25 protein-coding genes are annotated in these 24,001 nt (G+C 52.1%); 6 read left to right on the forward strand and 19 right to left on the reverse strand.

Translation table 11 applies throughout. The features are described 5' to 3' along the window. Positions 1-7 precede the first annotated feature (7 nt). The 3 genes from BTJ39_RS03740 to BTJ39_RS03750 are packed head-to-tail and all read right to left on the reverse strand — an operon-like array spanning position 8 to position 1,712. Positions 8-811: a PTS mannose/fructose/sorbose transporter subunit IIC gene (locus BTJ39_RS03740; RefSeq protein WP_078001338.1), complete on the reverse strand. Its 804-nt coding sequence runs from the start codon at positions 809-811 to the stop codon at positions 8-10. Between the two features lie 12 nt (positions 812-823). Next, positions 824-1,297, reverse strand: a complete 474-nt coding sequence (locus BTJ39_RS03745; protein ID WP_078001339.1) for a PTS sugar transporter subunit IIB — start codon at positions 1,295-1,297, stop codon at positions 824-826. Between the two features lies 1 nt (position 1,298). Beyond that, positions 1,299-1,712, reverse strand: a complete 414-nt coding sequence (locus tag BTJ39_RS03750; protein ID WP_078001340.1) for a PTS sugar transporter subunit IIA — start codon at positions 1,710-1,712, stop codon at positions 1,299-1,301. A gap of 356 nt (positions 1,713-2,068) precedes the next feature. Between BTJ39_RS03750 and BTJ39_RS03755 the strand changes: the two genes are divergently transcribed. The 3 genes from BTJ39_RS03755 to ascB all read left to right on the forward strand — a co-directional run bounded on the left by BTJ39_RS03755 (position 2,069) and on the right by ascB (position 6,575). After that, the gene (locus tag BTJ39_RS03755) at positions 2,069-2,848 is read left to right on the forward strand and encodes a DeoR/GlpR family DNA-binding transcription regulator (protein WP_078001341.1); all 780 of its coding nucleotides are present in this window, start codon (positions 2,069-2,071) and stop codon (positions 2,846-2,848) included. A 416-nt stretch (positions 2,849-3,264) separates the two neighbouring features. Then, positions 3,265-5,169, forward strand: coding sequence for a PTS beta-glucoside transporter subunit IIABC (gene bglF / locus BTJ39_RS03760; RefSeq protein ID WP_078001342.1), 1,905 nt, complete (start codon positions 3,265-3,267; stop codon positions 5,167-5,169). Between the two features lie 11 nt (positions 5,170-5,180). Then, positions 5,181-6,575, forward strand: coding sequence for a 6-phospho-beta-glucosidase (gene ascB / locus BTJ39_RS03765; RefSeq protein WP_078001343.1), 1,395 nt, complete (start codon positions 5,181-5,183; stop codon positions 6,573-6,575). 69 nt (positions 6,576-6,644) lie between these two features. Here ascB and BTJ39_RS03770 read toward each other — a convergent pair whose 3' ends face one another. From BTJ39_RS03770 to BTJ39_RS03795, 6 genes are all read right to left on the reverse strand, one after another. After that, positions 6,645-6,890: a response regulator transcription factor gene (locus BTJ39_RS03770; protein WP_078001344.1), complete on the reverse strand. Its 246-nt coding sequence runs from the start codon at positions 6,888-6,890 to the stop codon at positions 6,645-6,647. A gap of 48 nt (positions 6,891-6,938) precedes the next feature. Next, positions 6,939-7,349 (reverse strand): autoinducer binding domain-containing protein, encoded by a 411-nt coding sequence (locus tag BTJ39_RS03775; protein WP_078001345.1) that lies wholly within the window; start codon positions 7,347-7,349, stop codon positions 6,939-6,941. Positions 7,350-8,261: 912 nt separating this feature from the next. Further along, positions 8,262-9,125: a metal ABC transporter permease gene (locus tag BTJ39_RS03780; protein ID WP_078001346.1), complete on the reverse strand. Its 864-nt coding sequence runs from the start codon at positions 9,123-9,125 to the stop codon at positions 8,262-8,264. Beyond that, positions 9,106-9,978, reverse strand: a complete 873-nt coding sequence (gene sitC / locus BTJ39_RS03785; RefSeq protein ID WP_078001347.1) for an iron/manganese ABC transporter permease subunit SitC — start codon at positions 9,976-9,978, stop codon at positions 9,106-9,108. Before sitC ends, BTJ39_RS03780 begins: the two co-directional genes overlap by 20 nt. A 2-nt stretch (positions 9,979-9,980) precedes the next feature. Continuing rightward, positions 9,981-10,802 carry a manganese/iron ABC transporter ATP-binding protein gene (locus tag BTJ39_RS03790; protein ID WP_078001348.1) on the reverse strand — a complete coding sequence of 274 codons (822 nt, stop codon included), beginning with the start codon at positions 10,800-10,802 and terminating at the stop codon, positions 9,981-9,983. Next, positions 10,799-11,713 carry a metal ABC transporter substrate-binding protein gene (locus BTJ39_RS03795; protein ID WP_078001349.1) on the reverse strand — a complete coding sequence of 305 codons (915 nt, stop codon included), beginning with the start codon at positions 11,711-11,713 and terminating at the stop codon, positions 10,799-10,801. The genes BTJ39_RS03790 and BTJ39_RS03795 overlap by 4 nt, the downstream gene beginning before the upstream one ends. Positions 11,714-11,976: 263 nt before the next feature. Between BTJ39_RS03795 and BTJ39_RS03800 the strand changes: the two genes are divergently transcribed. After that, the gene (locus BTJ39_RS03800) at positions 11,977-12,327 is read left to right on the forward strand and encodes a hypothetical protein (protein WP_078001350.1); all 351 of its coding nucleotides are present in this window, start codon (positions 11,977-11,979) and stop codon (positions 12,325-12,327) included. A 145-nt stretch (positions 12,328-12,472) separates the two neighbouring features. On the opposite strand, the gene BTJ39_RS03805 is transcribed toward BTJ39_RS03800, so the two are convergent. Continuing rightward, positions 12,473-14,032 carry a methyl-accepting chemotaxis protein gene (locus BTJ39_RS03805; RefSeq protein WP_078001351.1) on the reverse strand — a complete coding sequence of 520 codons (1,560 nt, stop codon included), beginning with the start codon at positions 14,030-14,032 and terminating at the stop codon, positions 12,473-12,475. A 615-nt stretch (positions 14,033-14,647) separates the two neighbouring features. Here BTJ39_RS03805 and BTJ39_RS03810 point away from each other — a divergent pair. Then, positions 14,648-14,887, forward strand: coding sequence for a hypothetical protein (locus BTJ39_RS03810; protein WP_078001352.1), 240 nt, complete (start codon positions 14,648-14,650; stop codon positions 14,885-14,887). A 35-nt stretch (positions 14,888-14,922) separates the two neighbouring features. Here BTJ39_RS03810 and BTJ39_RS03815 read toward each other — a convergent pair whose 3' ends face one another. From BTJ39_RS03815 to BTJ39_RS03840, 6 genes are all read right to left on the reverse strand, one after another. Beyond that, positions 14,923-17,292 (reverse strand): phosphoketolase family protein, encoded by a 2,370-nt coding sequence (locus tag BTJ39_RS03815; RefSeq protein WP_078001353.1) that lies wholly within the window; start codon positions 17,290-17,292, stop codon positions 14,923-14,925. Positions 17,293-17,313: 21 nt separating this feature from the next. Further along, complete coding sequence (locus BTJ39_RS03820; RefSeq protein WP_078001354.1) at positions 17,314-17,709, reverse strand: YgiW/YdeI family stress tolerance OB fold protein; 396 nt, start codon at positions 17,707-17,709, stop codon at positions 17,314-17,316. Positions 17,710-17,901: 192 nt separating this feature from the next. Further along, a complete protein-coding gene (locus tag BTJ39_RS03825) occupies positions 17,902-18,312 on the reverse strand; it encodes a NirD/YgiW/YdeI family stress tolerance protein (RefSeq protein ID WP_176110217.1) in 411 nt (136 codons plus the stop codon). A gap of 108 nt (positions 18,313-18,420) precedes the next feature. Next, a complete protein-coding gene (locus BTJ39_RS03830) occupies positions 18,421-18,582 on the reverse strand; it encodes a con-10 family general stress protein (protein ID WP_078001356.1) in 162 nt (53 codons plus the stop codon). A gap of 245 nt (positions 18,583-18,827) precedes the next feature. Next, positions 18,828-19,184 carry a RamA family antibiotic efflux transcriptional regulator gene (locus tag BTJ39_RS03835; protein WP_078001357.1) on the reverse strand — a complete coding sequence of 119 codons (357 nt, stop codon included), beginning with the start codon at positions 19,182-19,184 and terminating at the stop codon, positions 18,828-18,830. A 43-nt stretch (positions 19,185-19,227) separates the two neighbouring features. Continuing rightward, positions 19,228-20,280 carry an MBL fold metallo-hydrolase gene (locus BTJ39_RS03840; RefSeq protein WP_078001358.1) on the reverse strand — a complete coding sequence of 351 codons (1,053 nt, stop codon included), beginning with the start codon at positions 20,278-20,280 and terminating at the stop codon, positions 19,228-19,230. 223 nt (positions 20,281-20,503) lie between these two features. On the opposite strand from BTJ39_RS03840, the gene BTJ39_RS03845 reads away from it, so the two are divergent. Then, positions 20,504-21,079: a TetR/AcrR family transcriptional regulator gene (locus tag BTJ39_RS03845; protein ID WP_078001359.1), complete on the forward strand. Its 576-nt coding sequence runs from the start codon at positions 20,504-20,506 to the stop codon at positions 21,077-21,079. 10 nt (positions 21,080-21,089) lie between these two features. Here the strand turns inward: BTJ39_RS03845 and citG are convergent, their stop codons facing one another. From citG to citF, 3 genes are read right to left on the reverse strand one after another with little or no spacing between them, the layout of a single operon-like run. Then, a complete protein-coding gene (gene citG, locus BTJ39_RS03850; RefSeq protein ID WP_277869761.1) occupies positions 21,090-21,929 on the reverse strand; it encodes a triphosphoribosyl-dephospho-CoA synthase CitG in 840 nt (279 codons plus the stop codon). Further along, positions 21,922-22,461, reverse strand: coding sequence for a citrate lyase holo-[acyl-carrier protein] synthase (citX, locus tag BTJ39_RS03855; RefSeq protein ID WP_241825867.1), 540 nt, complete (start codon positions 22,459-22,461; stop codon positions 21,922-21,924). Before citX ends, citG begins: the two co-directional genes overlap by 8 nt. Further along, the gene (gene citF / locus BTJ39_RS03860; RefSeq protein WP_078001362.1) at positions 22,458-23,984 is read right to left on the reverse strand and encodes a citrate lyase subunit alpha; all 1,527 of its coding nucleotides are present in this window, start codon (positions 23,982-23,984) and stop codon (positions 22,458-22,460) included. Before citF ends, citX begins: the two co-directional genes overlap by 4 nt. Positions 23,985-24,001: the final 17 nt, after the last annotated feature.

Genomic DNA, 24,001 nt, shown 5'->3' on the forward strand with positions numbered 1-24,001 from the left:
CGTCACCTTATGCGTCAAGATCATCATCGGAATCGGCGCTGTTCGCCGTTGCGCTTAACGGCTTGTCTGGCGCCGGTACAGCACGATATTTGGGATGAATCTCCATCCACAACAGCGCCAGTACCAACCCCAGGCCGCCAAAGCCGACCAGATTGAATTCAGTAAAGGCCGCCAGCAGAAAGCCGCCAAAGAAAAACGGCATCAGGTATTTTACGTTCATCATATTGATGACCATGGCGTAACCGACCACCACCACAATTCCGCCGCCGATTTGCAGTCCTTTGGTTACCACATGGGGAATATTCGCCAGGGTGCTTTGCACGGTCTCAACATTCATAAGCAGCACGGCGAAAGTCGGTAAGGCTACGCGCAAACCCTGAAGGATTAGCGCGCTGATGTGCATCATTTCAATTCCCCGCGTGTTGCCCGCGTCGGCATAGCGATCGGCGCGGTGAATGAAAAAAACGGTAATAGTGCGAATAAATATGGTCAGTACCTGCCCGGCCGCTGCCAGTGCCACAGCAATGGCAATGCCTTCGCCAACGCCCTGATGGGTGGTAATCACCAAAATGGTGGCAATTACCGATGCAATGGCGGTATCCGGCGCCATGGCCAGCCCGACGTTCATCCAGCCCAGCGCCATCATCTCCAGGGTGCCGCCGAGTATGATGCCGGTGGTCAGATCGCCCAGGATCAGACCGACCAGCGTACAGGCGATTAGCGGTCTGTGAGTTTGCCCTTCATCAAGTACTGAGCCCATTCCAGCGATAGCGGCTACTATCACTAATGCGATAACCTGAAATGTATCCATAAGGAGCCTCCGTTACAGTTTGTCGGCCAGGTTGACGGCCGGGTCTGATGGCAGCTGACGCAATTCAACGGTGATTCCCAGCGTATTCAGCTCGTGAAACGCCGCCTCATCATCATCAGAAACGCTGACCGAGCGCGTTATCTGCCTTTTACCGGCCTCAAAAATCATGCCGCCGACGTTAACCGTGCTCAGCGTTACGCCTGCATGAACCAGGCGCACCACGTCGCGCGGCCGGGCAAATAGCAAGATGGCATCAACGCCAGTATATTTTTCACTGTGCCAGGCGCGGGCCATTTTCTCGACTGAAACCACGCTGGCTTTCATGCCGGAAGGTGCGACGGAAATTAACAGCGACTTTCGTAATTCATCCGCAGCGACTTCATCTGAAACAACAATAATTCGCTCCGCCGGATGCTGTTTTACCCAGCGGGTTACCACCTGCCCGTGAATAAAACGATCATCGATACGCGCTAATAAAATATTCATCTTACAAATCGTCCTCTTCATGTTGATTCAGGTCGGATAAATTCATTCTCGTTACGCCCTCAATGCCGCTGCTACAGGCCAGGCTGGCGAGTTGTGTTATTTCCGCTATCTCCTCTCTTTCCAGTAAAACATTCAGCAGCATCGGAATATTGAGTCCTGAAATAACTTCGCCGCAGCCGGCGGCGGCGCAGTACATTGCCGCCGCGTTATAAGGGCTGCCGCCGGGAAAATCGACCAGAAATAACGCCGCTGATTTAATTCCCGTCGCTGAAATTTTTCTGAATAAAGCATCGGTATTTTCAGCGGGAGTAAAATCGAGACAGTAAATGGTTTCTTGCGCGCCAATAATCATTTCCGCAGAAACTTTCAGCGCAGCAGCGGCGTTGCCATGCGTAATCAGAATGACCGGTATCATCGAAGATATATCTCCTGATTTTTAATGCGTTGAGGTATGAATAAGTCGTTATTTGTTGGCCATATGCTGCGCCTTACCGCACATCCATAATTCGTCACGGGATAGTAAACCACAACCATTGCCAATCATATGCAACAAAAACCAGTCTTTAACAAAGCATTTCCAATTGCAATTAGTTGCGGTTAAAAGGTTGATATGCTTCAAATATTTATTATCATCTTATTGATTAATAAAGAGTAATAAGAAAATATTCAGTGAATGACAATAAATACAAGCTGTGTCATGCTTTGTGAAAGAGATAATCAGTGATGATCTGAGAATATTTAAAATACAGGCTGCTGATTAATGGAGAGCGTATGAGTGGTTCACTGACAATTGAACGAAGAAACAAACTGGCGCAAATGCTTCTTAGCGAAGGCAGCGTAAAAGTAGGAAAACTGGCGACCACCTTTGGCGTTTCCACGGAAACGATCAGAAAAGATCTTATTTATCTTGAGCGCAAAGGCATTGCAACGAAAGGCCACGGCGGCGCCATCGTCTCCAGCAGCATCCTGACAACTGAGCAGCCGCTGCTGCGTAAAACCTCGGAAAATCTCGATGTCAAAAATACCATTGCCCGTGCCGCCGTCGAGCTAATCCCCGAACGCGGCGTGGTGATCCTTGATACCGGCAGTACCAGCCAGTGCCTGGCCGCGGCGCTGACTACTCAGAGTAATCTCACCATCATTACCAACGCCCTGAACGTGGTGCAGTCGCTGTCAGGCTCCGGTAACGACGTATTTATGCTCGGCGGTAAATTTAACTCGTTCAGTCTGGCGATGGTGGGTCACTGGGGAGTCAATATTCTGAAATCCATCAACGCCGATATCGTTTTTCTCGGCGCTGACGGTCTGAGCGGCAGAAATGGCCCCTGCACTGCTTCTTATGATGAAGCGGAAATCAAGAAAGAGATGGTTAACTGCGCCTCGACCAAGGTCGTTATCTGCGACAGCAGCAAATTTTCCAGTTCGGGCCTGTTTCAGTTCAGCAGCTGGGATGATATTGATTATCTGATTACCGACAGCGACATTCCCGAAGAGGAATATGCCGAGCTGAAGGCGCTGACTAACGTGATCGTAGTGGATAAAAACGGCTGAGTCTTCTCCTGCGACGGCGACGCTTCACGCCGCGCAGCGGCAGCTGCGCGGCAAAGGTCCTTCTCTACTTCAGCTCTGGCTGGGCAACCAGCGGCATGTTGCGCGGGCTATCGTAACGCGCCAGGCGTGATAGATTTTGATTAATTGCTCAATTATCACGCGACGTCGGCGGGTACACCCCACGCGCGCGATTGTTGGTAAATGATCGACATCACATTTTAAATCTTGCGTTGGAATCGCACGTGGACTAATTGGCAACGGGTTGTTAGCTTATCCAGATTGTATTTACCTGAGTAAATCACCGGATTGTTACTGCGATACGCAGGCAAAACCTGGGGGCGAGCCGCTGGCACGCTCCCAGGTTTTTTTTTAACTAATGGAATACCGTTTTCAGGGCGGTGTCAGGGAGAGTTTTAATGAAGTATCAGAAGCTTGCTGAAGATATTGCCAGTCGGGTTGGCGGCAGTAAAAATATAATCAGCCTGGTACATTGCGCCACCCGGCTGCGCTTTAAGTTGAAGGACAATGCCAAAGCAGACGCTGAAGGTCTGAAGGCGAATCCGGACGTTATTATGGTCGTTGAAAGCGGTGGTCAGTTTCAGGTGGTGATCGGCAATCACGTGAGCGACGTCTTTCGCGCGGTATTAAGCGTCGCCAATATCAGTGAAGAGGCGTCAACCAGCGCCGAAAACGTCGGTGAAAAAAGCTCGCTGTTTAACCGCTTTATCGACATTATCTCCGCCATTTTTACGCCATTTCTCGGCGTCATGGCTGGCTGCGGCATTATGAAAGGCCTGTTGGCGCTGGCCGTCGCCTGCAACTGGCTGGACAGTGAAAGCGGCACTTATACCATCTGGTATGCCGCCAGCGATGCCTTGTTCTACTTCTTCCCCATCGCCCTCGGCTATACCGCCGGTAAAAAATTCGGCGGCAATCCCTTTATCACCATGGCGATTGGCGGCGCATTGGTTCACCCGCTGATAATGGGTGCATTAAAACTCGAAGATACGGGCGGCGGCGCTGAGCATTTTCTGGGTATCCCGGTCACCTTTATTAACTACAGCACCTCGGTTATTCCCATCATATTTGCAGCCTGGATGAGCTGCTGGTTGGAGAAATGGTCTAACCGCTGGTTTCCTGATGCGGTTAAAAACTTCTTCACACCCTGCGTTTGTATCAGCATTACCGTGCCGTTTACCTTTTTACTGATCGGCCCCGCCGCAACCTGGCTCAGTCAGGGGTTGGCACACAGCTATCAATATTTTTACAGCGTCGCTCCCTGGCTTGCTGGCGGCATTATGGGGGCTATCTGGCAGGTTTGTGTCATTTTCGGTCTGCATTGGGGACTGGTACCGCTAATGATTAACAATATTACCGTTTTCGGCTCAGATTCTATGGTCCCCCTGCTGCTGCCAGCGGTAATGGGCCAGGTTGGCGCCGCCCTTGGCGTGTTCCTTCGTAGTCGAGACACGCGTCTGAAATCACTGGCCGGCTCTTCGGTTACCGCCGGCATATTCGGTATCACCGAGCCGGCCGTATACGGCGTCACTCTCCCTCTGCGCCGTCCGTTTATTTTTGGCTGCATCGCCGGTGCCATTGGCGGCGCCACCGTTGGCCTGTTCGACACGCGCGTTTATTCATTCGGGCTGATCAATGTCTTTACCCTCGCGCAGGTCATCCCGCCGCAGGGAGTCAACTGGACCGTATGGGGCGCAGCGATCGGCACCGCGCTCTCGCTGATCATTTCCTGCATGCTTACCATCATTGCCGGCATGCCGCGTGGCGAAAGTACAAAAACAGCCAGTGCCGACAAAGCGGCCGAAGCGGATAACAAGCCGCAGGCCTGTATAATCCCGGAACCTATGGATTATTACGTGCTGGCGCCAATGAGCGGCAAGATTGTGCCCCTTGATGAAGTGCCGGACCCCACCTTTGCCAGCGGGCTTCTCGGTCAGGGCTGCGGCATTGTTCCCAGTGAAGGAAAAGTCTTTGCCCCCTTTGCTGCTGAAGTTGCGTCGTTATTTAAAACTAAACACGCTATCGGCTTGCAAAGCGATGATGATGTTGAGCTGCTTATTCACGTTGGAATCGATACCGTAAAACTCGATGGCCAACATTTTACCGCCCATGTTCAGCCCGGCGACCGCGTTCAGGCTGGTGACCTGCTAGTCGAGTTTGATATCCCAGCCATTCGCGCCGCCGGTTACGATCTGAGCACGCCGATCGTTATCAGCAACCATGAAGATTTCAGTGCGGTCACGTCTGCCAGCGCCGGTCACATCGACGCCGGGCAGCTGATGATCTCAATAAAAAAACAGTAAAAGGAGCAGTTATGAAAAGGTTTCCCGACAAGTTTTTATGGGGCGGCGCCGTTGCCGCCAATCAGGTTGAAGGCGCATATCTCGATGATGGCAAAGGCCTGTCTACTTCCGACGTTCAGCCGGAGGGCATCTTTGGCCCGGTCATTAATCGTAGCGGGGATGAAAGCTATACAAAAGATGTCGCTATCGACTTCTATCACCGCTATCCGCAAGACATATCCCTGTTTGCCGAGATGGGATTTACCTGCCTGCGAATCTCTATTGCCTGGGCGCGCATCTTTCCTCAGGGAGACGAACAACAGCCGAACGAAGCCGGGCTGGCCTATTACGACCGGCTGTTTGACGAACTGGAACGGCATAATATCCAGCCGGTTGTCACCCTCTCCCACTATGAAATGCCCTGGGGATTGGTGCAAAACTACGGCGGCTGGGGAAACCGCAAGGTTATCGAATTTTTTCAACGCTATGCCCGCACGCTGTTCGAACGCTATAGCCGTCGGGTAAAAATCTGGCTGACGTTTAATGAAATAAATATGTCGCTGCATGCGCCTTTAACCGGCGTTGGCCTGCCTCAGGACAGCAGCCTGGCGCAGATTTATCAGGCGATCCATCATCAGTTGGTTGCCAGCGCTCTGGTGGTCAAAGCCTGCCACGAACTGGTACCGGAAGGAAAAATCGGCAATATGCTGCTCGGCGGACTGATGTATCCGCTCAGCTGCCAGCCCGACGATGTGTTCGAAACCCTGCAGCAAAACCGCCGCTGGCTGTTCTTTGGCGACGTACAGTGTCGGGGTGCCTATCCGGGTTACATGCAGCGCTACTTCCGCGAAAACAATATTAAGCTGGAGATCAGCGAACAGGATCGTGCCGCGCTGCGCCAGACCGTTGATTTCATCTCCTTTAGCTATTATATGACCGGCTGCTCTACGGCGGACCAGGCCAGCCATGAAGCCCAGCGCGGCAATATTATGAGTATGATCCCGAACCCGCATTTAAAAAGCTCCGAGTGGGGCTGGCAGATCGATCCGGTTGGGCTACGTACTCTGCTTAATATGCTATGGGACCGTTATCAAAAGCCGCTGTTTATCGTTGAAAACGGCCTGGGGGCGAAAGACAAGGTTGAGGCGGACGGCAGCATTAATGATGATTACCGTATCAGCTATATTAACGATCACCTGGTGCAGGCGCGTGAAGCGATTGATGATGGCGTTGAGCTGATGGGATATACCAGCTGGGGTCCAATCGATCTGGTCAGCGCCTCAAAAGCCGAGCTGGCTAAGCGCTATGGTTTTATCTATGTCGACCGCGACGATCAGGGGAATGGCACCCTGGCGCGCAGCCGGAAAAAAAGTTTCTACTGGTACCAGGACATTATCAAAAGCCACGGCGAAAAACTGAAAGACTGACGCCCTCACCTCGCCCGGCCTGGCGGGCGAGGTGAATCCCCCGCCGGTTACAATCGCAATTGATAGCTTTTAACGATAATAAATTCTCATCTCAGCAGCGCGTTTAATCGCATGCTTAGCATTAGCAACTTCAAATTTATCAACCACATTACGCATATGAAATTTAACCGTTCGTAGTCGGATATCCAGTATTAGCGCAATCTCCTGATAGGTTTTTCCCATACTAGCCCAATAAAGAACTTCGTTCTCACGCGCGGAAAGCATCTGCCTCTGGCCGTAATCGCTCCCCTTTAGTTCATGATAGAAAGACAGCATTTTTTGATGGATCCCCAATAGCAAATACTGTAAAGATGCTTTGTTGACTTAAATCATCGCCCGGAAATCATCTCTGTTGTTCTCTCCCGGAAAAACTGAAAGTACCGCAAGATTATTTACATTATCGTGCAATACAAAAGTATGCCCATTGTCAATACTATAACCCTCGCCGGCGTTAAAGATATTATCTCCCCCGCGATCCTGGTGGTAAAGAATATCCTTACCCCAGTAAAAGTCCTCTACTCTGTTCAGAGACTTTATTATTACAGGGTCGAATAACTGATACTCACCCTGTAAATATTTATTAAACCATGAGTCATGATTATTAATGATAATCATCTCTTTTGGGAATGATTTATTCATAACGGCATAAGCATACTTGACCTCGCCGCAAATGGTTATTTCTTTATCAAGAAGTAATTTTATTAGTGCATTTATATCTGGATTGGAAAAGTACATAAATAAAAACTCATTATGTTATGTCAAAAAATACCATAACTGGTTGGCGTGCTGCGCTGATTTGACACATGAAAATCACAAGCAGGACGCTAAAGTTCCACGATATTAGCAACTGCGATTATGTTATGAGACCTTTTTAGCTAAAATTACAGGCTGGTTCGAATCATGCAGCCTGGGTTATCAACAACCATTTTGATAACCATCAAAGAACCGCCTCCAGCCACACTGGAAAAGCTCACCCTGTGCTGATCACTCAGGCAAACCCTCTTCGGCAGGATAGAGTGCTTTGCATACATATACAACGTTAACCCGAAATGATAACCACATGTCTTTGTCTTCTGGATGTGAACAGGAATGCTGCCTGTCGATAATTCAGCCATAGCAACGCGGCGGGAAGTGAATTTTTTAATTATGTAATTGAGCAATTACATACGTTTCCTTTCATGTCTCCTTGTGAATGCAGTGACACTTTATCATGAAACCATAAACCATTTAACCTGAGTTTAGTTAACCAGTGAAATAAGTTGACTTGTGTCAAGTTTCTAAAACTTATCCAGGTAATAATGCCCACGTAAGACCTGAGCAATTAAATACACTGCAATTTTTTTTCATTCCTTTCTTTCGCCATTTTCGAATGGCTTTTTTTTACCTTTTTTTGCATTCTGTTTTGGACCGGTTTAATTATAAACTCTGTTACAGGGAACAATTCGCCTCTCCTGTGTCAATGCCCCTTGCGTGCCACGCTGGTTGTGTAACTCAGGCGCGTAAAGAAGCGTCACCTACATAAATTTGTACCGCATGACATTCGCTAGCAAAGCTGAGGCGTCGGTATAAAGTTGAACGTTAGTCAACGAAAGCGTGGAATAAAAAGCCTGTTCACGCCAGAGCCACGACGTAAACAGGCTTAGGGAGTCAATCGTGCAATGGATTTTGCCCGGACACACGCTGCTTGCGCTCACGTCGGCGTACGCTAAGAGTGGAGCAAATAAAGGTAATCACAAACACTGCGGCAAACAGCACGACAATGGTTGGCGCTGGCGCGCTATCAATAAAGAACGACAGGTATACCCCGGTCAGTGAGATAACTATCGAGACGGCGACAGCAACCAGTAATGCCAGATGGAAGCGGCGAGTGAGCAAAACCGCAATGGCGCCGGGCGCGATCAGTAACGATATTGACAGGATTATGCCGACCGATTTTAGCGTCGCCACAATCGTCAGCGATACCATGCACAGCAGGCCATAGTGCAGCCAGCCGGTGCGCAATCCGCTGGCCCTTGCCTGCTGCACGTCAAAGCAAAACAGCAGAAAGTCACGCCATTTAACGGCAATCACCACCGCCACCACGCCGGCAATGATCGTCGTTTGCTGCATATCCGTAAGGGTTATGCCGAGCATATCGCCAAACAGAATATGGTCCAGATGCACCTCTGGCTTTAGCGCGATATACAGAATCAGACCAGAGGCGAACATGCCGGAGAATACAATGCCCATCAGGGTGTCCTGCTTGATCCGACTGTTGTCTTTCAGGTAGCCGGTCGCAAGTGCGCAAAACAGACCGGCGACAAAAGCACCGGCGCCGAGCGGAATGCCCAGCATCCAGGCCAGCACGACACCGGGAAATACCGCATGGCTCATTGCATCACCCATCAGCGCCCAACCTTTTAGCACCAGAAATACTGAAAGCAAGGCGCAGGGCACGGCCACCAGCAGCGCCACCAGCAGCGCGCCGTTCATAAAGCTAAACTGGAAAGGTTCAAGCAGCGTTGTCAGCATGATTCTCTCCATTAGCTTGTCGGGCGCGCCGGCGGTTAGCCAACAGTCCGTGAGTTGGGGCGAAAACAAATGCCAGCAGGAAGAGTAGCGTTTGTGCGACAACGATAATGGCGCCGGTTGCCCCATCGAGGTAGTAACTGGCCCATGCGCCGAGAAAGCTGGTCACGCTGCCGATGGCGACGGCAATACACAGCAAGCGCGGGAAACGGTCTGACAGCAGCCAGGCGGTAGCGCCAGGCGTGACCACCAGACAAATAACCAGAAACGCGCCGACCGTTTGTAGCGCTGCGACCGTCGAGGCTGCCAGCAGGGTGAAAAAAATCAGCTTCAGCCGCGCAGGCCGCAGGCCAATGGTGCGGGCATGATTCTCGTCAAAAAAGGTGACCATCAGGTCCTTCCATTTAAAAAACAGCACGATGATGGAAACGGCGCCGATAATGGAAAGCTGGAGAATATCGGATGGCGCAATTGCCAGAATATTACCCAGCACGATGGTTTGCACGTTTACAGCCATCGGATTGAGCGACACCATAAACAGCCCGATGCCGAAAAACGAGGAGAAAATAAGCCCGATAATGGCATCCTCTTTCAGACGCGTGCGCTGATTGAGGAATAGCATGCTGCCAGCAGCCAGACCGCCGGATAAAAAGGCGCCGAGAGCGAAAGGCACCCCCAGCATATAAGCCCCTGACACGCCGGGTACAATTGAATGCGACAGCGCATCGCCGATTAACGACCAGCCTTTGAGCATCAGATAGCAGGAAAGAAAGGCGCACAGCCCCCCCACCATTGCCGAAACCCACATGGCATTCAGCATGTACTGATAGTGAAAAGGTTCCAGTAACAGTTCCATCATCACTCTCTTTCAGCGTCAGGCGAACGATGTGAAACGAACGGACGTTCATCATCGGTCACGATCCGATCTTCAGAGCCGCTCAACACCACGTGGCGCAGCACGCCGCTGAAGGCTCGTTCCAGATTTTCCATGGTAAATGTGGTTTCAGTCGGCCCGCTGGCGAGCACCGTCCCCTTCACCATCACGCTGTAATCGCAAAAATCTTTTACCGAGCCAAGATTATGCGTGGAAACCAGCATGGTCTTGCCCTCTTCGCGCAGCTCGTGCAGCAGGCTGGTAATTTTTGCTTCAGTTTTAACGTCAACTCCAGTAAACGGTTCGTCCAGCAGGATAAGCTCGCCCTGTTGAGCAATCGCCCGGGCGAGAAAAACGCGTTTCTTTTGCCCGCCGGAGAGTTCACCTATCTGACGGTGGCGAAAAGCCAGCATATCCACCCGCTCCAGCGCCTCGCTGACGATACGTTTATCCGTAGCGCCGGGGATACGCAGCATCCCCATGTGGCCATAGCGCCCCATCATCACCACATCTTCAACCAGAACAGGAAATGACCAGTCCACTTCTTCAGCCTGCGGCACGTAAGCGACAAGGTTTTGACGCAGAGCCTGATGGGTTGGCAGGCCAAGTATGGATATTGAACCGCTGGCAAGGCGCACAAACCCCATCAGCGCTTTAAACAACGTTGACTTACCGGAGCCGTTAACGCCTACCAGCGCGGCGATAGAGCCGCCTGGTACGCTGAAGGTCGCCGAGCGCAGCGCCGTATGACCATTACGATAAGTCACGGTGACATCAGAGACGACGATCCCCGCAGCTTTCTTCATGATTTGTCCTTCATGCCGTCTTTAAGACCCTGCACCACGGTGTGGGTTGTCACTTTCAGCAAATCGATATAGGTCGGAACCGGACCGTCTGCCGCGCTCAGCGAATCAACGTACAGCACGCCGCCATAGTGCGCGCCGGTTTCACGAGCCACCTGACGCGCTGGCTTATCGGAAACGGTGCTTTCGCTGAATACCGCTGGGATATGATCTTTTTTGACTAAATCAATGACTTTGCGCACCTGCTGCGGCGTGCCCTGCTGATCGGCATTGATCGGCCACAGATAGAGCTCCTTCAGGCCAAGGTCGCGCGCAAGGTAGGAAAACGCCCCTTCGCTGGAGACCAGCCAGCGTTTATCTTGCGGAATTTCGGCAACCTGTTTTCTCAGTGGATCGAGAGTGCTAATGATTTTTTTCTTATAAACCTCCGCATTATGCTGGTAAGTTTTGGCATTAGCCGGGTCGTACTTCACCAGCGCGTCGCGGATATTATCAACATAAATCAAGGCATTATCCGGAGACATCCAGGCATGCGGATTTGGCTTGCCGTTGTAGGGGCCTTCGGTAATGCCCATCGGTTTAACGCCAGTGGTAACAATCACTTCTGGCACCCCTTTAAGATGCTGATAGAAACGTTTAAACCACAGTTCAAGGTTGAGTCCATTGGCCAGGATCAGCTGAGCACCCTGCGCACGTTTAATGTCGCCAGGCGTTGGCTGATACTCATGAATTTCCGCGCCAGGTTTGGTAATCGAGCTGACGTCCGCAGCATCTCCCGCCACGTTTTTCGCCATATCGGCAATGACGGTAAAGGTGGTGACAACCTTAAATTTATCTGCCGCCAGCGCGTTACCGCTGGCGACCAGCATTATCCCGGTGAGGAGTAAGACTTTGGTTTTTTTAAGCAAATACATCGTGTTTTTCTCCGAAGAAATGAAACATAGCAAAGGCTATAACTTATACCATCAGCTATGATTAAATGACAATAATTCTCGATAACATTCTGTTGCACAGATTGTCTGTTGATGCAGAAATGATTTTATTTATCATTGAGTTAGCGAGAAATCATTGCTTTCAATCGGCAATAACAATGGTAATAACAGGCAAAAGCGTCGTGGTGTAGTATATTTTTTCGTCAAGCCCGGCAAATCAGCCGCAGTTAATAACGGGACATTTTATGAAGCTAAAACTATCTGCCGTTTTATGTGTGACCTTCGCCACAACGGCGCTTTTTAGCAGCCTGTTACAGGCGGCAAATAATGATATTAAAGTGGACAATGGCGGACTTACCGCGCGTTTTTCTGCCGCGCAGGCCAGGCAAATTTATCATTATTTAAAGAAAGTTCGGCAGCAGGAAGGCTATGTGGTCAGCTCCGGCGCGGCTGGTTCAAACTATCTCTCCAGCCCGGCGGTAACCTGCAAGCGCACCAATCCCGGCAATCTCGGACGCAGTGAGAAGGATGACAGCCCGGACCTGTACAGCTGTTCGATGCGCATCAACCAGGCGGGCCTCAGTGCGCAGCCGTAATTATCAGCCAGCAAGCGGTTGTCGGTTATATCCCGCTTCGCGGGGGAATTGACCAACTGGCAACCCGGCTACCAAACGGAAAAACACAGCAGCCCGCTATTCTTATTTCGGGCGCTGGGTTCAGGAGAACATACTGCGACTGAGCTTACATCGCTTCGCTCACTTTAAACGCGCGGATCGCCCGGGTCAGATGCTCAGCCTGTTCCTGCATGGACTGGGCTGCAGCGGCAGACTCGTTGACCAGCGCGGCATTCTGCTGCGTCACCTGATCCATTTGCGTTATAGCCATATTGATTTCATCAATACCCGAACTTTGTTCGGAGCTGGCTATTGAAATTTCACCCATAATTTCCGTCACGCTTTGCACGCTGCTTAATACCTGATCCATGGTATTGCCAGCCAGCGTCACCTGGCGGCTACCTTCTTCCACCTGGCTGACTGAATCTTTAATCAGCTGGGCAATTTCTTTGGCCGCCGAGGCGGAACGCTGTGCCAGATTGCGCACTTCAGAGGCCACTACGGCGAAGCCGCGCCCCTGCTCGCCGGCGCGAGCCGCTTCCACCGCCGCGTTCAGCGCCAGAATATTGGTCTGGAAAGCGATGCTGTCGATTACGCTAATAATATCCACAATTTTACGTGACGAGGTGTTGATCACCTCCATGGTGCTGACAACCTGTTTTACCGCATCGCCACTTTCCGTCGCTACCTCTGATGCCCGGGAAGCGAGCTGATTTGCCTGGCGGGCGTTATCGGCGTTTTGCTTCACCGTGGCGGTGATCTGTTCCATTGCCGATGCAGTCTCCTCCAGCGAACTGGCCTGCTGCTCAGTGCGGGATGAAAGATCCATATTACCCACTGAAATCTGCCCTGATGCGCTGGCAATTAAATCACTGCTGCTACGCACCTCGCTGACGATGTTTAACAGATTGTCATTCATATACTTTAACGCCTGCATCAGCTGGCCGGTTTCATCGCGGGTCTTCACTTCAATATGGCTGCGTAGATCACCGGCGGCGACATTGGAGGCAATATTCACCGCTTCGCGCAGCGGGCGGACGATGGAGCGCGCCAGTTGCCAACCCAGTCCCAGAGCGGCTACAAATGCCAGAATGGAGCAGATAAGCGTGATATTAATCGTCATCTTGCCATCCGCAATAGCCTGCGCGCCCTCTCCTTGCAGCTGGGAGGATTGTGAGTCAGCAAATGATCCAACCAGTTTTAAAAATTGCGATTGCACCGGCGCCATCTGCTGCAGCGCGAAATAAGCCGCATCGCTAGTATTGCCTGCTTTAATCAGGGTCAGAAGGTGCTGTTTATCGGCATTAAAAGCCTGTGCAGCTTGCTGAACGGCGGTAATTTTCTGCTGCCCGATGTCGGTGTTCTGCATGCGGGAAATTTTTTCAATCGCCTGATCGGTGGTGCGCGAGGCCTCCTCCAGCTGTCCCTGGCGTTTAAGGTTATTTTCCGGGCGGCTGGCATCCAGGATCATACCTCGCAGATGCTTAATCTGCTCATTGAGCGCGTTGCAGGCATCAAACGCCAGACGCACTTTGGTGTAACGATCGTTAATGATGCTGCTCATTGCATCATTGTTACCACTGGTTTTAATAATTGCCGTTGAGCTGACAATCACTAACAGCAAGATTACCAGAGTGAACGCGGCGCTAATGCGTGCGCCTACCTTCATATTCTTTAATAGTGCCATGTTGTCTCTTGTCCTTGAATAGAAAGCATACACGCGTTCCCGATACGGCCAGAACGGCGATTTCTTGGGTTTTAAAGGGAAAATTAGCCAATTAATCCTGATGACAAGGTTACGGCACTGCGTCCAACGGTTACTTAGGGCGGGTGGGCAACGCCTTAATCATTCAGGCGTTATATTCATCGGCACACTTGATGTAAACTTGAATGATACTAATGAATTTTAATTATCCACTTAGTATTAGTGATGTTTTTATCTGCCATCAAGGCTAGCGGCAAAGCCTCTTGCCTGAATTTTTGCCAACAGAAAAGCATTAGAATAATTCATTTACGTTACTAATTATGTTCCGCCATCAAGCAGCAATGATAATAATGTTTACTGAGATAAAAATTGCTGATAGCGCGGCTGAAACCCGGCCTTACCGGCAAAAATTTACATCGGCAGCGCGGGTGCGCTGACGGGTTCAACGCGGCAAAAGTTCGGGGCGGGTTATGTCCATGGCAGCAGCGATGCAAATGGATGCCATGGGCTAACGCTCCAGGTTGAATGTTATTGGCAAAATAATAAGTGGCTATGTTATAACGTCATTACGACTCAGCAGACGAACAGGTTTCCATCATGAAAAAGCAGCTTTCTGCGGCGATTTTGACGCTGATGGCAGGCAAAGCATACGCATTTCAGGCGCATGTCACGATCCCGCAAGGCTATAACGGTAGCGTGGACCTTCCGGCATTGATGGGCGCTAAAATTGCACTGGCGGATGGTCGGTATATTCACCCCTCCCAGTGCGATGCCCATGCCATCAGCGGCTGCAACTGCCCTTTTTGCACCCAGCTACGCAGCGTCGGACGCGGATAATTAAAACTAGCTATCATCTTACCCTTTGTCGGATATTATTTTTCCCTGCCGTTCCAGCGCCAGTTTTTTACTTCCGGCAAATCGTCACCATACTCCCGCACGTAGCGATAATGTGCTGTCAACTTATCCTCCAGCTCCGCACTGAGATATTTTTGCCGCTCCGGAGGTAAAGCTAGCCGTTGAATGGCATCCAGCGCCAGGTGAAAGCGATCCAGCCGGTTGATTACTGTCATATCGAAAGGCGTAGTAGTGGTGCCCTCTTCATTGAAACCGTGTACGTGAAAGCGCGACTGATTAGCTCGCGGACTTATCAGCCGGTGGATCAACCCAGGATAGCCATGAAAAGCAAATATAACCGGACGGTCACGGGTGAACAGTGCTTCAAATTCCTGCTCCGGCTTACCGTGCGGATGTTTGTGCCGTGGCTGCAAAGCCAGTAAGTCAACAACATTCACCACCCGGATGCGCAGCTCAGGCTGAGCCAGCCTCAGCCAGTCCACTGCCGCCAGCGTTTCGCGGGTCGGCACATCTCCCGCGCATGCCATAACGATATCAGGCTCAATATTATCCCTTTCGTTACCAGCCCAGTGCCAAATGCCGATTCCCTGCTGGCAGTGGGAAACTGCCGCCTGCATCGTCAGCCACTGATCGGCAGGCTGCTTGCCGGCAATGATCACATTGATGCGATCCCAGCTTTTAAGGCAGTGATCGCTAACCCATAACAGCGTGTTTGCATCTGGCGGCAAGTAAACACGGACAATATCCGCTTTTTTATTGACTACGTGATCGATAAAACCTGGGTCCTGATGGCTGTAGCCATTATGATCTTGCTGCCATACGTGGGAGGCCAGTAAATAGTTAAGTGAAGCAATTGGCTGGCGCCATGATAAGAGGCGGGAGGTTTTAAGCCACTTAGCATGCTGGTTAAACATTGAATCGATAATGTGGATAAAAGCTTCATAGCAGTTAAACAGGCCGTGACGGCCACTGAGCAAATAACCCTCCAGCCAGCCCTGGCACTGATGTTCGCTGAGTATTTCCATCACTCTTCCCTGGGACGAAAGCTGGCGATCGTCAGGCGTTATCGTCCCCATCCAGCAGCGATCGGTCACGTCAAAAACAGCGCCCAGGCGGTTTGATTCAGTTTCATCCGGAGCAAATAGTCGAAAATTATCCGGGTTATGACGAATGATTTCCGCCAGTAGACGTCCCAGCACCGCTGTAGCTTGCGCTTTTTCCACACCCGGAGCTGGAACCTCAACCGCGTAATCGGCAAAATCTGGCATTTTAAGCGCCTGGCGCAGACGCCCGCCGTTGGCATAGGGCGTTGCGCCCATACGCTTATCACCGCGTGGTACCAACGTCTGCAGATAGTCGCACGGCTGGCCCTGCTGATTAAAAAGCTTTTCAGGCTGATAGCTTTTCATCCACTTTTGCAGCTGCAAGCGGTGCTGTGTATTTTCACGGCAGGCTGATAGCGGAACCTGATGAGCACGCCATAGCCCTTCGACCTTCACGTCATCAACCCATCGTGGACCGGTCCAGCCTTTGGGGCTGCGCAACAAAAGCATGGGCCAGCGAACCAGCGTATCCGGTGGTGTTTTCTGGCGGTATTGGTGCTGCAGCGCGCGGATAGTACTAAAGGCGCTATCCATGGCTGTGGCCATTTGCCGGTGCATATCTTCGGGATCGTCACCGCTGACTACCATCGGTAACCAACCCTGGCTGCGAAACAGCTGCATCAGGTCATCGTCGCTGCTGCGGGCCAGCAGGGTTGGGCTGGCAATCTTGTAATCGTTGAGATGTAGAATCGGCAGCACCGCGCCGTCACGCTGCGGATTAAGGAATTTTATACCTTGCCAGGCTGAAGCTAATGGCCCGGTTTCCGCTTCTCCGTCGCCGATAACACAGGCAACAATCAACCCCGGGTTATCAAAGGCCGCACCAAATGCGTGAGGAAGCGAATAGCCTAGCTCGCCACCTTCATGAATCGATCCCGGCGTTTCCGCAGCTGCGTGGCTGGGAATACCGCCGGGAAAAGAGAACTGACGGAACAGCTCTCTCATACCGTCTTCATCGCGCGTCACCCGGGGGTAAATTTCACTGTAGCTGCCTTCAAGCCAGCTTTGTGCCACCATTGCCGGGCCGCCGTGACCGGGGCCGCAAACAAACAAAACGTCCGTATTGTGCTGGCATATCATCCGGTTAAGGTGGGTATACACAAAGTTAAGCCCGGGAGTGGTACCCCAGTGGCCAAGCAGTCGTGGTTTAACATCCGTTGCGCTAAGGGGATGACGCAGTAAGGGATTATCCATCAGGTAAATTTGACCAACGGATAAGTAGTTCGCTGCCTGCCAGTAGGCGTTAAGGCTCGCTAACTCATCATCTGTCAGGCATGCTGACATAGGCTGCCCTCCTGTTTATGTTCAGAGTCGACGCAATTGCATCACGTTAACCTGCACTTTTCCTTTATTACGCTCCAGCTGTCCGTTCAACGACACCAGATCGTCAGGCTTCACTTGCTGGCCGCGCCACACGTTATCATTGATGATTACCGCGATAGTACCTCGCGCATCACGCAGCAAATAGTGGTTGACAGCGGTACGTTTCAGTATATTGCCCTTCAGCGAGACCCAGCTTTTTTCCGGCAACTTCGCCAGTTCGTCGCTCATCATCTGATGTTGCCCGTCAGTAACGCCGCGGTAGCCGTCTTTCTGCTCCTGCGGGGCGGGTGGCGCAGTGTCCTGCTTAAAACCGCCTTTATCCGCTGCTTGTAACCCCAATGAGAACAGTAGAGGAATAAGTGTCAGATATTTTTTCATAATGCCATCCTCGTGATGAAAATAATAAGTGTGGCACAGGCTGAAAATTTTGAAGGGGTGACTGGCGGTATAAGAGGTTAATCCCTTATTATTATGGTAAAAATGTAATCCCAGCTAAATAAAAATTATATTTATTGCCCGAAATATTGAGGTGATCGCCAGCGTGATTCATCTCTGTATGGTGGCAGAGATTTATTTAGATTGCAGTTTTTCAATCTGTACCCATATGTCGTTGTTGTTTTTCATTAACAGACCATTGATGCGATATTTAGCCCCGCTTTTCAGCGCAGGATGTTGTAACTGGTTGGGAATGACAATGGTGAGGGTTCCGCTATCATCCTCAATAAGATATTTTTCAGCGCTTTGTTTCTTGCTTATTTTCCCCTCAATAACAACGTGCGATCCTTCACTCAGGCTGGCAAGCTGTTTAATCTCACTGATGTTATTTTCCTGCGCGGATTCATCGTGGCTGTTACTGGCGGCACTATCGGCCTGGTTGCTGTAAGCTGGTGCCGGCGCCGCGGGCGTTCCTGCATCTGCCGCGTAGCCGGTTGACACAAAAATTAAGGCCAGAAAACTGGCAGCTGGAGTTAATCTTCTCATTAAAACCATCCCAAAAAGGTTTGAAAATAAAAAGACAAACCCCGCTATGCGTTACATAACGGGGCATACACTCAGCGGGGAAGCTGAGGTGGCAGGCTAGCGGATGCGTTACTTAGCGCTCTTCTGTCCGCCTTTTCTACCCGCTTCAGACGCCCTTTCCCGGTCATTTTTAAAATTGCCGCCGCTATGCTGGCCGCCCTTCTTACCGGCTTTAGACGCCTTGTCATGATCTTCTGCAAAATTTCCTGAACCACCACGATGTTGAGCCATAATGTCCTCTCTTCGTGTTGTCGGCAAACAGCCGGGATGTATTGCCAAACCCGACCAACGCGTTGCATAAATAAGCCTGGCAAGCATCTGAATAATTTCAAGCGGCAGAAAAACCACCGGTTTCAGCCAGCTGATTTAATTGCGGTTATTAATGATATTATTTTTTAAGCGAAGCGTAGTAAGTGCCTGTTATATAACAGATGAAATAAATATAAAAAGCCTCTCATAAAGAGAGGCTTTTATATTCAACTGGCTCTTTGGATTGCCGCCGTGTGCAAGCAGGCTTTACGATAAGCGCCGGGTGGCTGATTATAGATCTTAGTAAAGATACGGGTGAAGGTTTGCTGCGAATCAAAGCCGTACTTCAGGCAGATATCAAACACCCGTTCATTAGTATTTCGCAGGTCGGCGGCAGCCAGTCGCAGCTTACGATTACGAATATAGCTGCCTAAAGGCTCACCCTGATGCTGTATAAAAAGCCGTTGCAGATGCCACTTGGAATAACCGGAATGGCGGGCCACCTCATCGATCCGCAATGGCTGATCAAGATTGTCATCAATCCAGCCAACTAATGTTTCAATGACTTCTACGGAAATGTTCATCTTTCCTCCCCCTTACTCGGTATTATCAGTTGCCATTATCTGGTTACTCTTCCCACCAGCGCAGAAAGGTTTGATACGGATTGCCTGGGTCAACCACCTCGCCAAGGCGCGGGGTAAGCAAGCGCCACGGTTGGTTCTGGCTGGCAGCTTCAAGGCGACGCCAGGGGTCGTTCCAGCTGTGACGCGCCAGTACAAAACGGCCGGCGTGGCCGGGAAGGACGCTGCGCGCTCCTAAGTCCAACGCCGCCTGCGCGCTTTCTTCCGGCATCATATGCACGTTTTTCCAGTCCGGGTCGTACTGGCCATTTTCCAGAATGGCAATATCAATTGGCCCGAACTGCTCTCCTATCGCTTTGAAATGCTTGCCATAGCCGGTGTCGCCGCTGTAATAAACTTTGCGGTGCGGCGTGGTAAATAAAAAGCTGGCCCACAGCGTCTGGTTGCTTTTCAGACTGCGGCCGGAAAAATGTCTGGCGGGTAGCACGTCAATGGTCAGCGCATCGCTCACCTTCCAGCTTTGCTGCCAGTCGGACTCCTGAATGCGCGTCGCATCCATTCCCCAATGCTCGAGGTGAGCGCCGACGCCAAGCGGCACAATGGCGTTACGCACCTTATCCTTCAGGCCGCGAATGGTGGCATAGTCAAGATGGTCATAGTGATCGTGGGAAATAATCAGCAAATCTATTTCCGGCATCAGCCCGGCTGTCCACGGATAGTCGCCGTCAAAGGCGCGGTTAATAAACGACAGCGGCGAGGCATAATGGCTAAATACCGGATCGATAAGAATACGTTTACCAGCCAGCTGCAGGTACCATGAGGAGTGGCCAAGCCAGGTCATCACGTCTTTGGCCGGATCCAGCGAGGCCAGATCGGTAGCGACCAGGGGCAGCGCGCGCGCAGGCCGTAAATCCTTCTGGCTGCGAGTGAGGAACTCCCAGAACAGCTGAAGGCGCCCTTTCTGGCCGGTCAGCATCGGTGCTTCTTCTGCATTACGAAAGCGACCGTCACGATATTGCTTTGAGCGCGAAACCCGTTGCAGACGTTCTCCGGCCGGGAGACTGCCAAATCTTGAGTTGAATTGAGAGCATTCAGTCATCACAATACCTGCGTTTACGTTATTATCGAGTCATAATCCCGGGAATTGAGTGTGGTGTACTGCGGCGTGAATAAACTTGAATATGAGTGAGTAAACACTCATTATAAGGAGATGCGCTGGCTCGTCAAGTGCAATCTAATTGCGATAAGGTTGATTGCACCCCTTGCCTCAACGTGATTCAATCTGATTCGCTGCTTAATGTTTGTTTTAAAAGGTAACTAATGTGGCTCGTCCAAAGAGTGAAGATAAAAAACTGGCCCTGCTGGATGCGGCCACCCATGCTATAGCAGAAAGCGGTCTTGGCGCTTCAACTGCGCAGATCGCCCGCGGCGCGGGCGTGGCCGAGGGGACGCTGTTTCGTTACTTCACCACTAAAGACGAACTACTTAACGCTTTATACGCGCACCTGAAGCTCGACCTCGGCAAATCGCTGATCAATAACGTCGACCTTCTTACCTGTCCGCCAAAGACGTTTATGCTGCATTTATGGCATAACTGTATCGACTGGGGGGCGGCGAATCCGCAGGGCTATCTTGCCATGCGCAAGCTGGCTATCAGTGAAAAAATCACCGAGGAAACGCGCGAACAGGTGATGAAACTCTTTCCTCAGCGTCGCGCCCGACTGGAGCTTGGTCTGCAGCCGGTATTTTGCGCCCCGCCGTTTCGCGCCTACAGCGATGAAATTTTCCTGGCGCTGGTTGAAGCAACGATCAAATTTATTACGGCCGAACCGGCGCGCACCGATGAGTTTAAGCAGGTAGGATTTGATGCGCTGTGGCGGGCTTTAGGCAAAGAATAAGCTGCCCTACTCAGGGGGCAAAGGCAGCCAGCACCTGCGCCACTGCCAGTAGATCGGCGCTGCCGCCGGGGCTAAGATTACGCGCAATGAGCGCCCTGTCCATCTGCTCCAGCGCCGCACTATCCCAGCCATTTTGTAATAGTTTCTGCGCATAGCGCTGAACAAACTGCATCCCATGCAGACCGCCGCGCGCGGCAAGATTAGTATCCGGGTTCACCGCCATCAGGCGCAGCAGGGCGTGATGCAAACGTCGTTCGCCAGGCTGCTGCGCCTGCCAGAATGGCAGCACCGACTGCCTGACGGTAGCAAAACCGCTTTCAACTTCTCCTCTGGCGCCCGTCAGCTGCCAGCGCTGATAGAGTCGTTCGCCGGCCGTAGATCCACGCTGGCGGTTCACCAGCTCCCTGGCAACCAATCCATGGGTTATTTCGCTGACCTGACGGCACAGGCTGCGTTGGGTCAGTTCGCTGTCGGTGGCGCTTAGCCGCCCCGCCGCAACGCACAGTAGCCCGAGCGAAAAGATGCCGCCTTTGTGGGTATTAACCCCGGCGGTCGCGCTGAACATCGCCTGCTCACAGGCGATACCCGCCGGGCGAATAACCGCCAGCATTTCCGACGCTGGCCGTCGGGCATGGTCGAAGCCAAGCTGATAAAACTGGCTGAACCACGGCGCGATCGCGGCAATGCTACGCATAAACAGCGCCAGATCCATATCGCGATGGGCGCCATTATTGTCCCGATCCACCAGTCCTGGTTTCGGCGTCAGGCACACTTCGTCGATCATCGCCTGGCGGGCCAGGCGAGCAATCAGCGGTGGCGATGCCGGGGTGATGGCGGCAAGATTAGTCACGTCGTAACCAGCTATCGATGGTTTGTTCAATCTGGCCAACCACCTGCTCAAGGGGATGGCGACGGGATCGACTGCAAGCGTGGGCTTCATCAGCACAGAGTACGCAGCGCCGGGGAGCGAATCCACAGGCTTTACGCCCCAATGGCTCGCCCTGCGGCGTGATGACGTCTATGTCCCACAGGCGGCCTAATGGGTGATGCTCTTCCAGCGCAATCAGCGCGCTCTTAAGAGACAGCGCCGGCTGCTGTACACACCACAGGGCTTCCGGACCGGTAGGCAACCAGAATACCTCGCGCTGCAGCACCTGCCAGGCGTTGCGCCACAGCAGCTGATCGCAAGCCTGCAGCGCGACGCCCATACAGTGACGATAGCGAATGCTGTCTTTAACCGGGCCGGGAGTGACCAGCGTCAAAGAGAGTAAAGGTGCCTGCCAGCGCGCCAGCCACTCCTGCTGGCGCTGCGCGCGCTGTTCTTTGGCGTCCAGCATCTCAGTGAGGCTGACGCCTGGCATAGCAGACGTCTCCATGATCACGCCTCCTCTTTTACCTGGCGAACAACGTCAATCACGCTGCCATCGCGGTAGCGGATCACGCCGACAATGCGGTCGGTAAAAGCAATAGGACGAGGATTGCCGCACAGCACAATCGCCCGCTGATACAGCGCTTCCATATCCATTACCGGTAATCCCGCCTGCAGCAGGCGTTCACGCACTTCCGGACGCGCCGGGTTAACGGCAATACCGTGGTCGGTGACTAAGACGTCAATGCTTTCGCCCGGCGTTACCAGGGTGGTAACCCGACGCACCACCGTTGGAATGCGGCTACGGATCAGCGGCGCAACGACAATGGTCAGATTGGCGCCGGCGGCAACGTCACAGTGACCGCCGGACGCGCCGCGCATAACGCCATCGGAGCCGGTAATCACGTTAACGTTAAACTCAGTATCGATCTCCAGCGCGCTGAGAATAACGACATCAAGCTGGTCGCAGCAGGCGGCTTTCGCCCCGGGATTGGCATATACGTTGGTGGATATTTCAACGTGGTTGGGATTTCTGGCCAGCGAGGCGGCGGCCTGACCATCGAAGCACTGGGTATCAAGCAGGGTTTCAATCAGCCCCTTTTCGTGCAAATCGACTAAGCTGCCGGTGATCCCCCCCAGAGCGAAACGCGCAACGATGTGCTCCCTTTCCATTTTTTCCTGCATAAAGCGGGTGCAGGCTGTTGCCGCCGCACCGGAGCCTGTTTGCATCGAAAAGCCGTTTTTGAAATAGCCGGAATGCTCAATAACATCAGCGGCCTGGCGGGCAATCAGCAATTCTCGCGGGTTGCTGGTGACGCGCGCGGCACCGACGCTGATTTTTGCCGCATCGCCGACGCTATCAACCTTCACCACGTAATCAACCTGGTCCTGTGACAGACTGGCCGGCAGGTTAGGATAAGGCGCCAGCGTTTCAGTGAGCACCACCACCTTACGCGCAAACTGGGCGTCGACCATCGCATAACCCAGCGATCCGCAGCTGGCGCTGCCGTGGGTGCCATTAGCATTGCCAAATTCATCGCTACAGGGCACGCCGAGAAAAGCCACATCAATCTTAATTTCGCCCTTCTGTAATAAATTGACGCGCCCACCGTGAGAATGTATCTGCACCGGTTGTTCCATCAGGCCATGGGAGATTTCATCCGCCAGCTGGCCGCGCATACCGGACGTCCAGATGCGGCTGATTACGCCGGCGCGAATATGTTCAATCAGCGGCTCGTTGCAGGTCATCAGCGAGCTGGAGGCCAGGGTCAGGTCGCGAAAGCCCATCGTTGCCAGCAAGGCGACGACCTGATTGATCACCCGGTCGCCTTCACGAAAAGCATGATGAAACGATATCGTCATGCCGTTTTGCAGGCCGCTGCGTTTTACCGCCTCTTCCAGGCTGTCACAAAGCTTACGCTGGTGCTTAACCTTAAGATCATTCAGCCACGGCGTGGCGCTGTGCGCACCGCTGAACGGCGTCAGGTGCCGGAGCTGGGAATATTTTTGCTGTAATTCTTCGATTATCTCGCTCATTGCTTATCTCACTGAAT

Origin of the sequence: Izhakiella australiensis, assembly GCF_002006995.1 — a bacterium.
GTDB lineage: Bacteria > Pseudomonadota > Gammaproteobacteria > Enterobacterales > Enterobacteriaceae > Izhakiella > Izhakiella australiensis.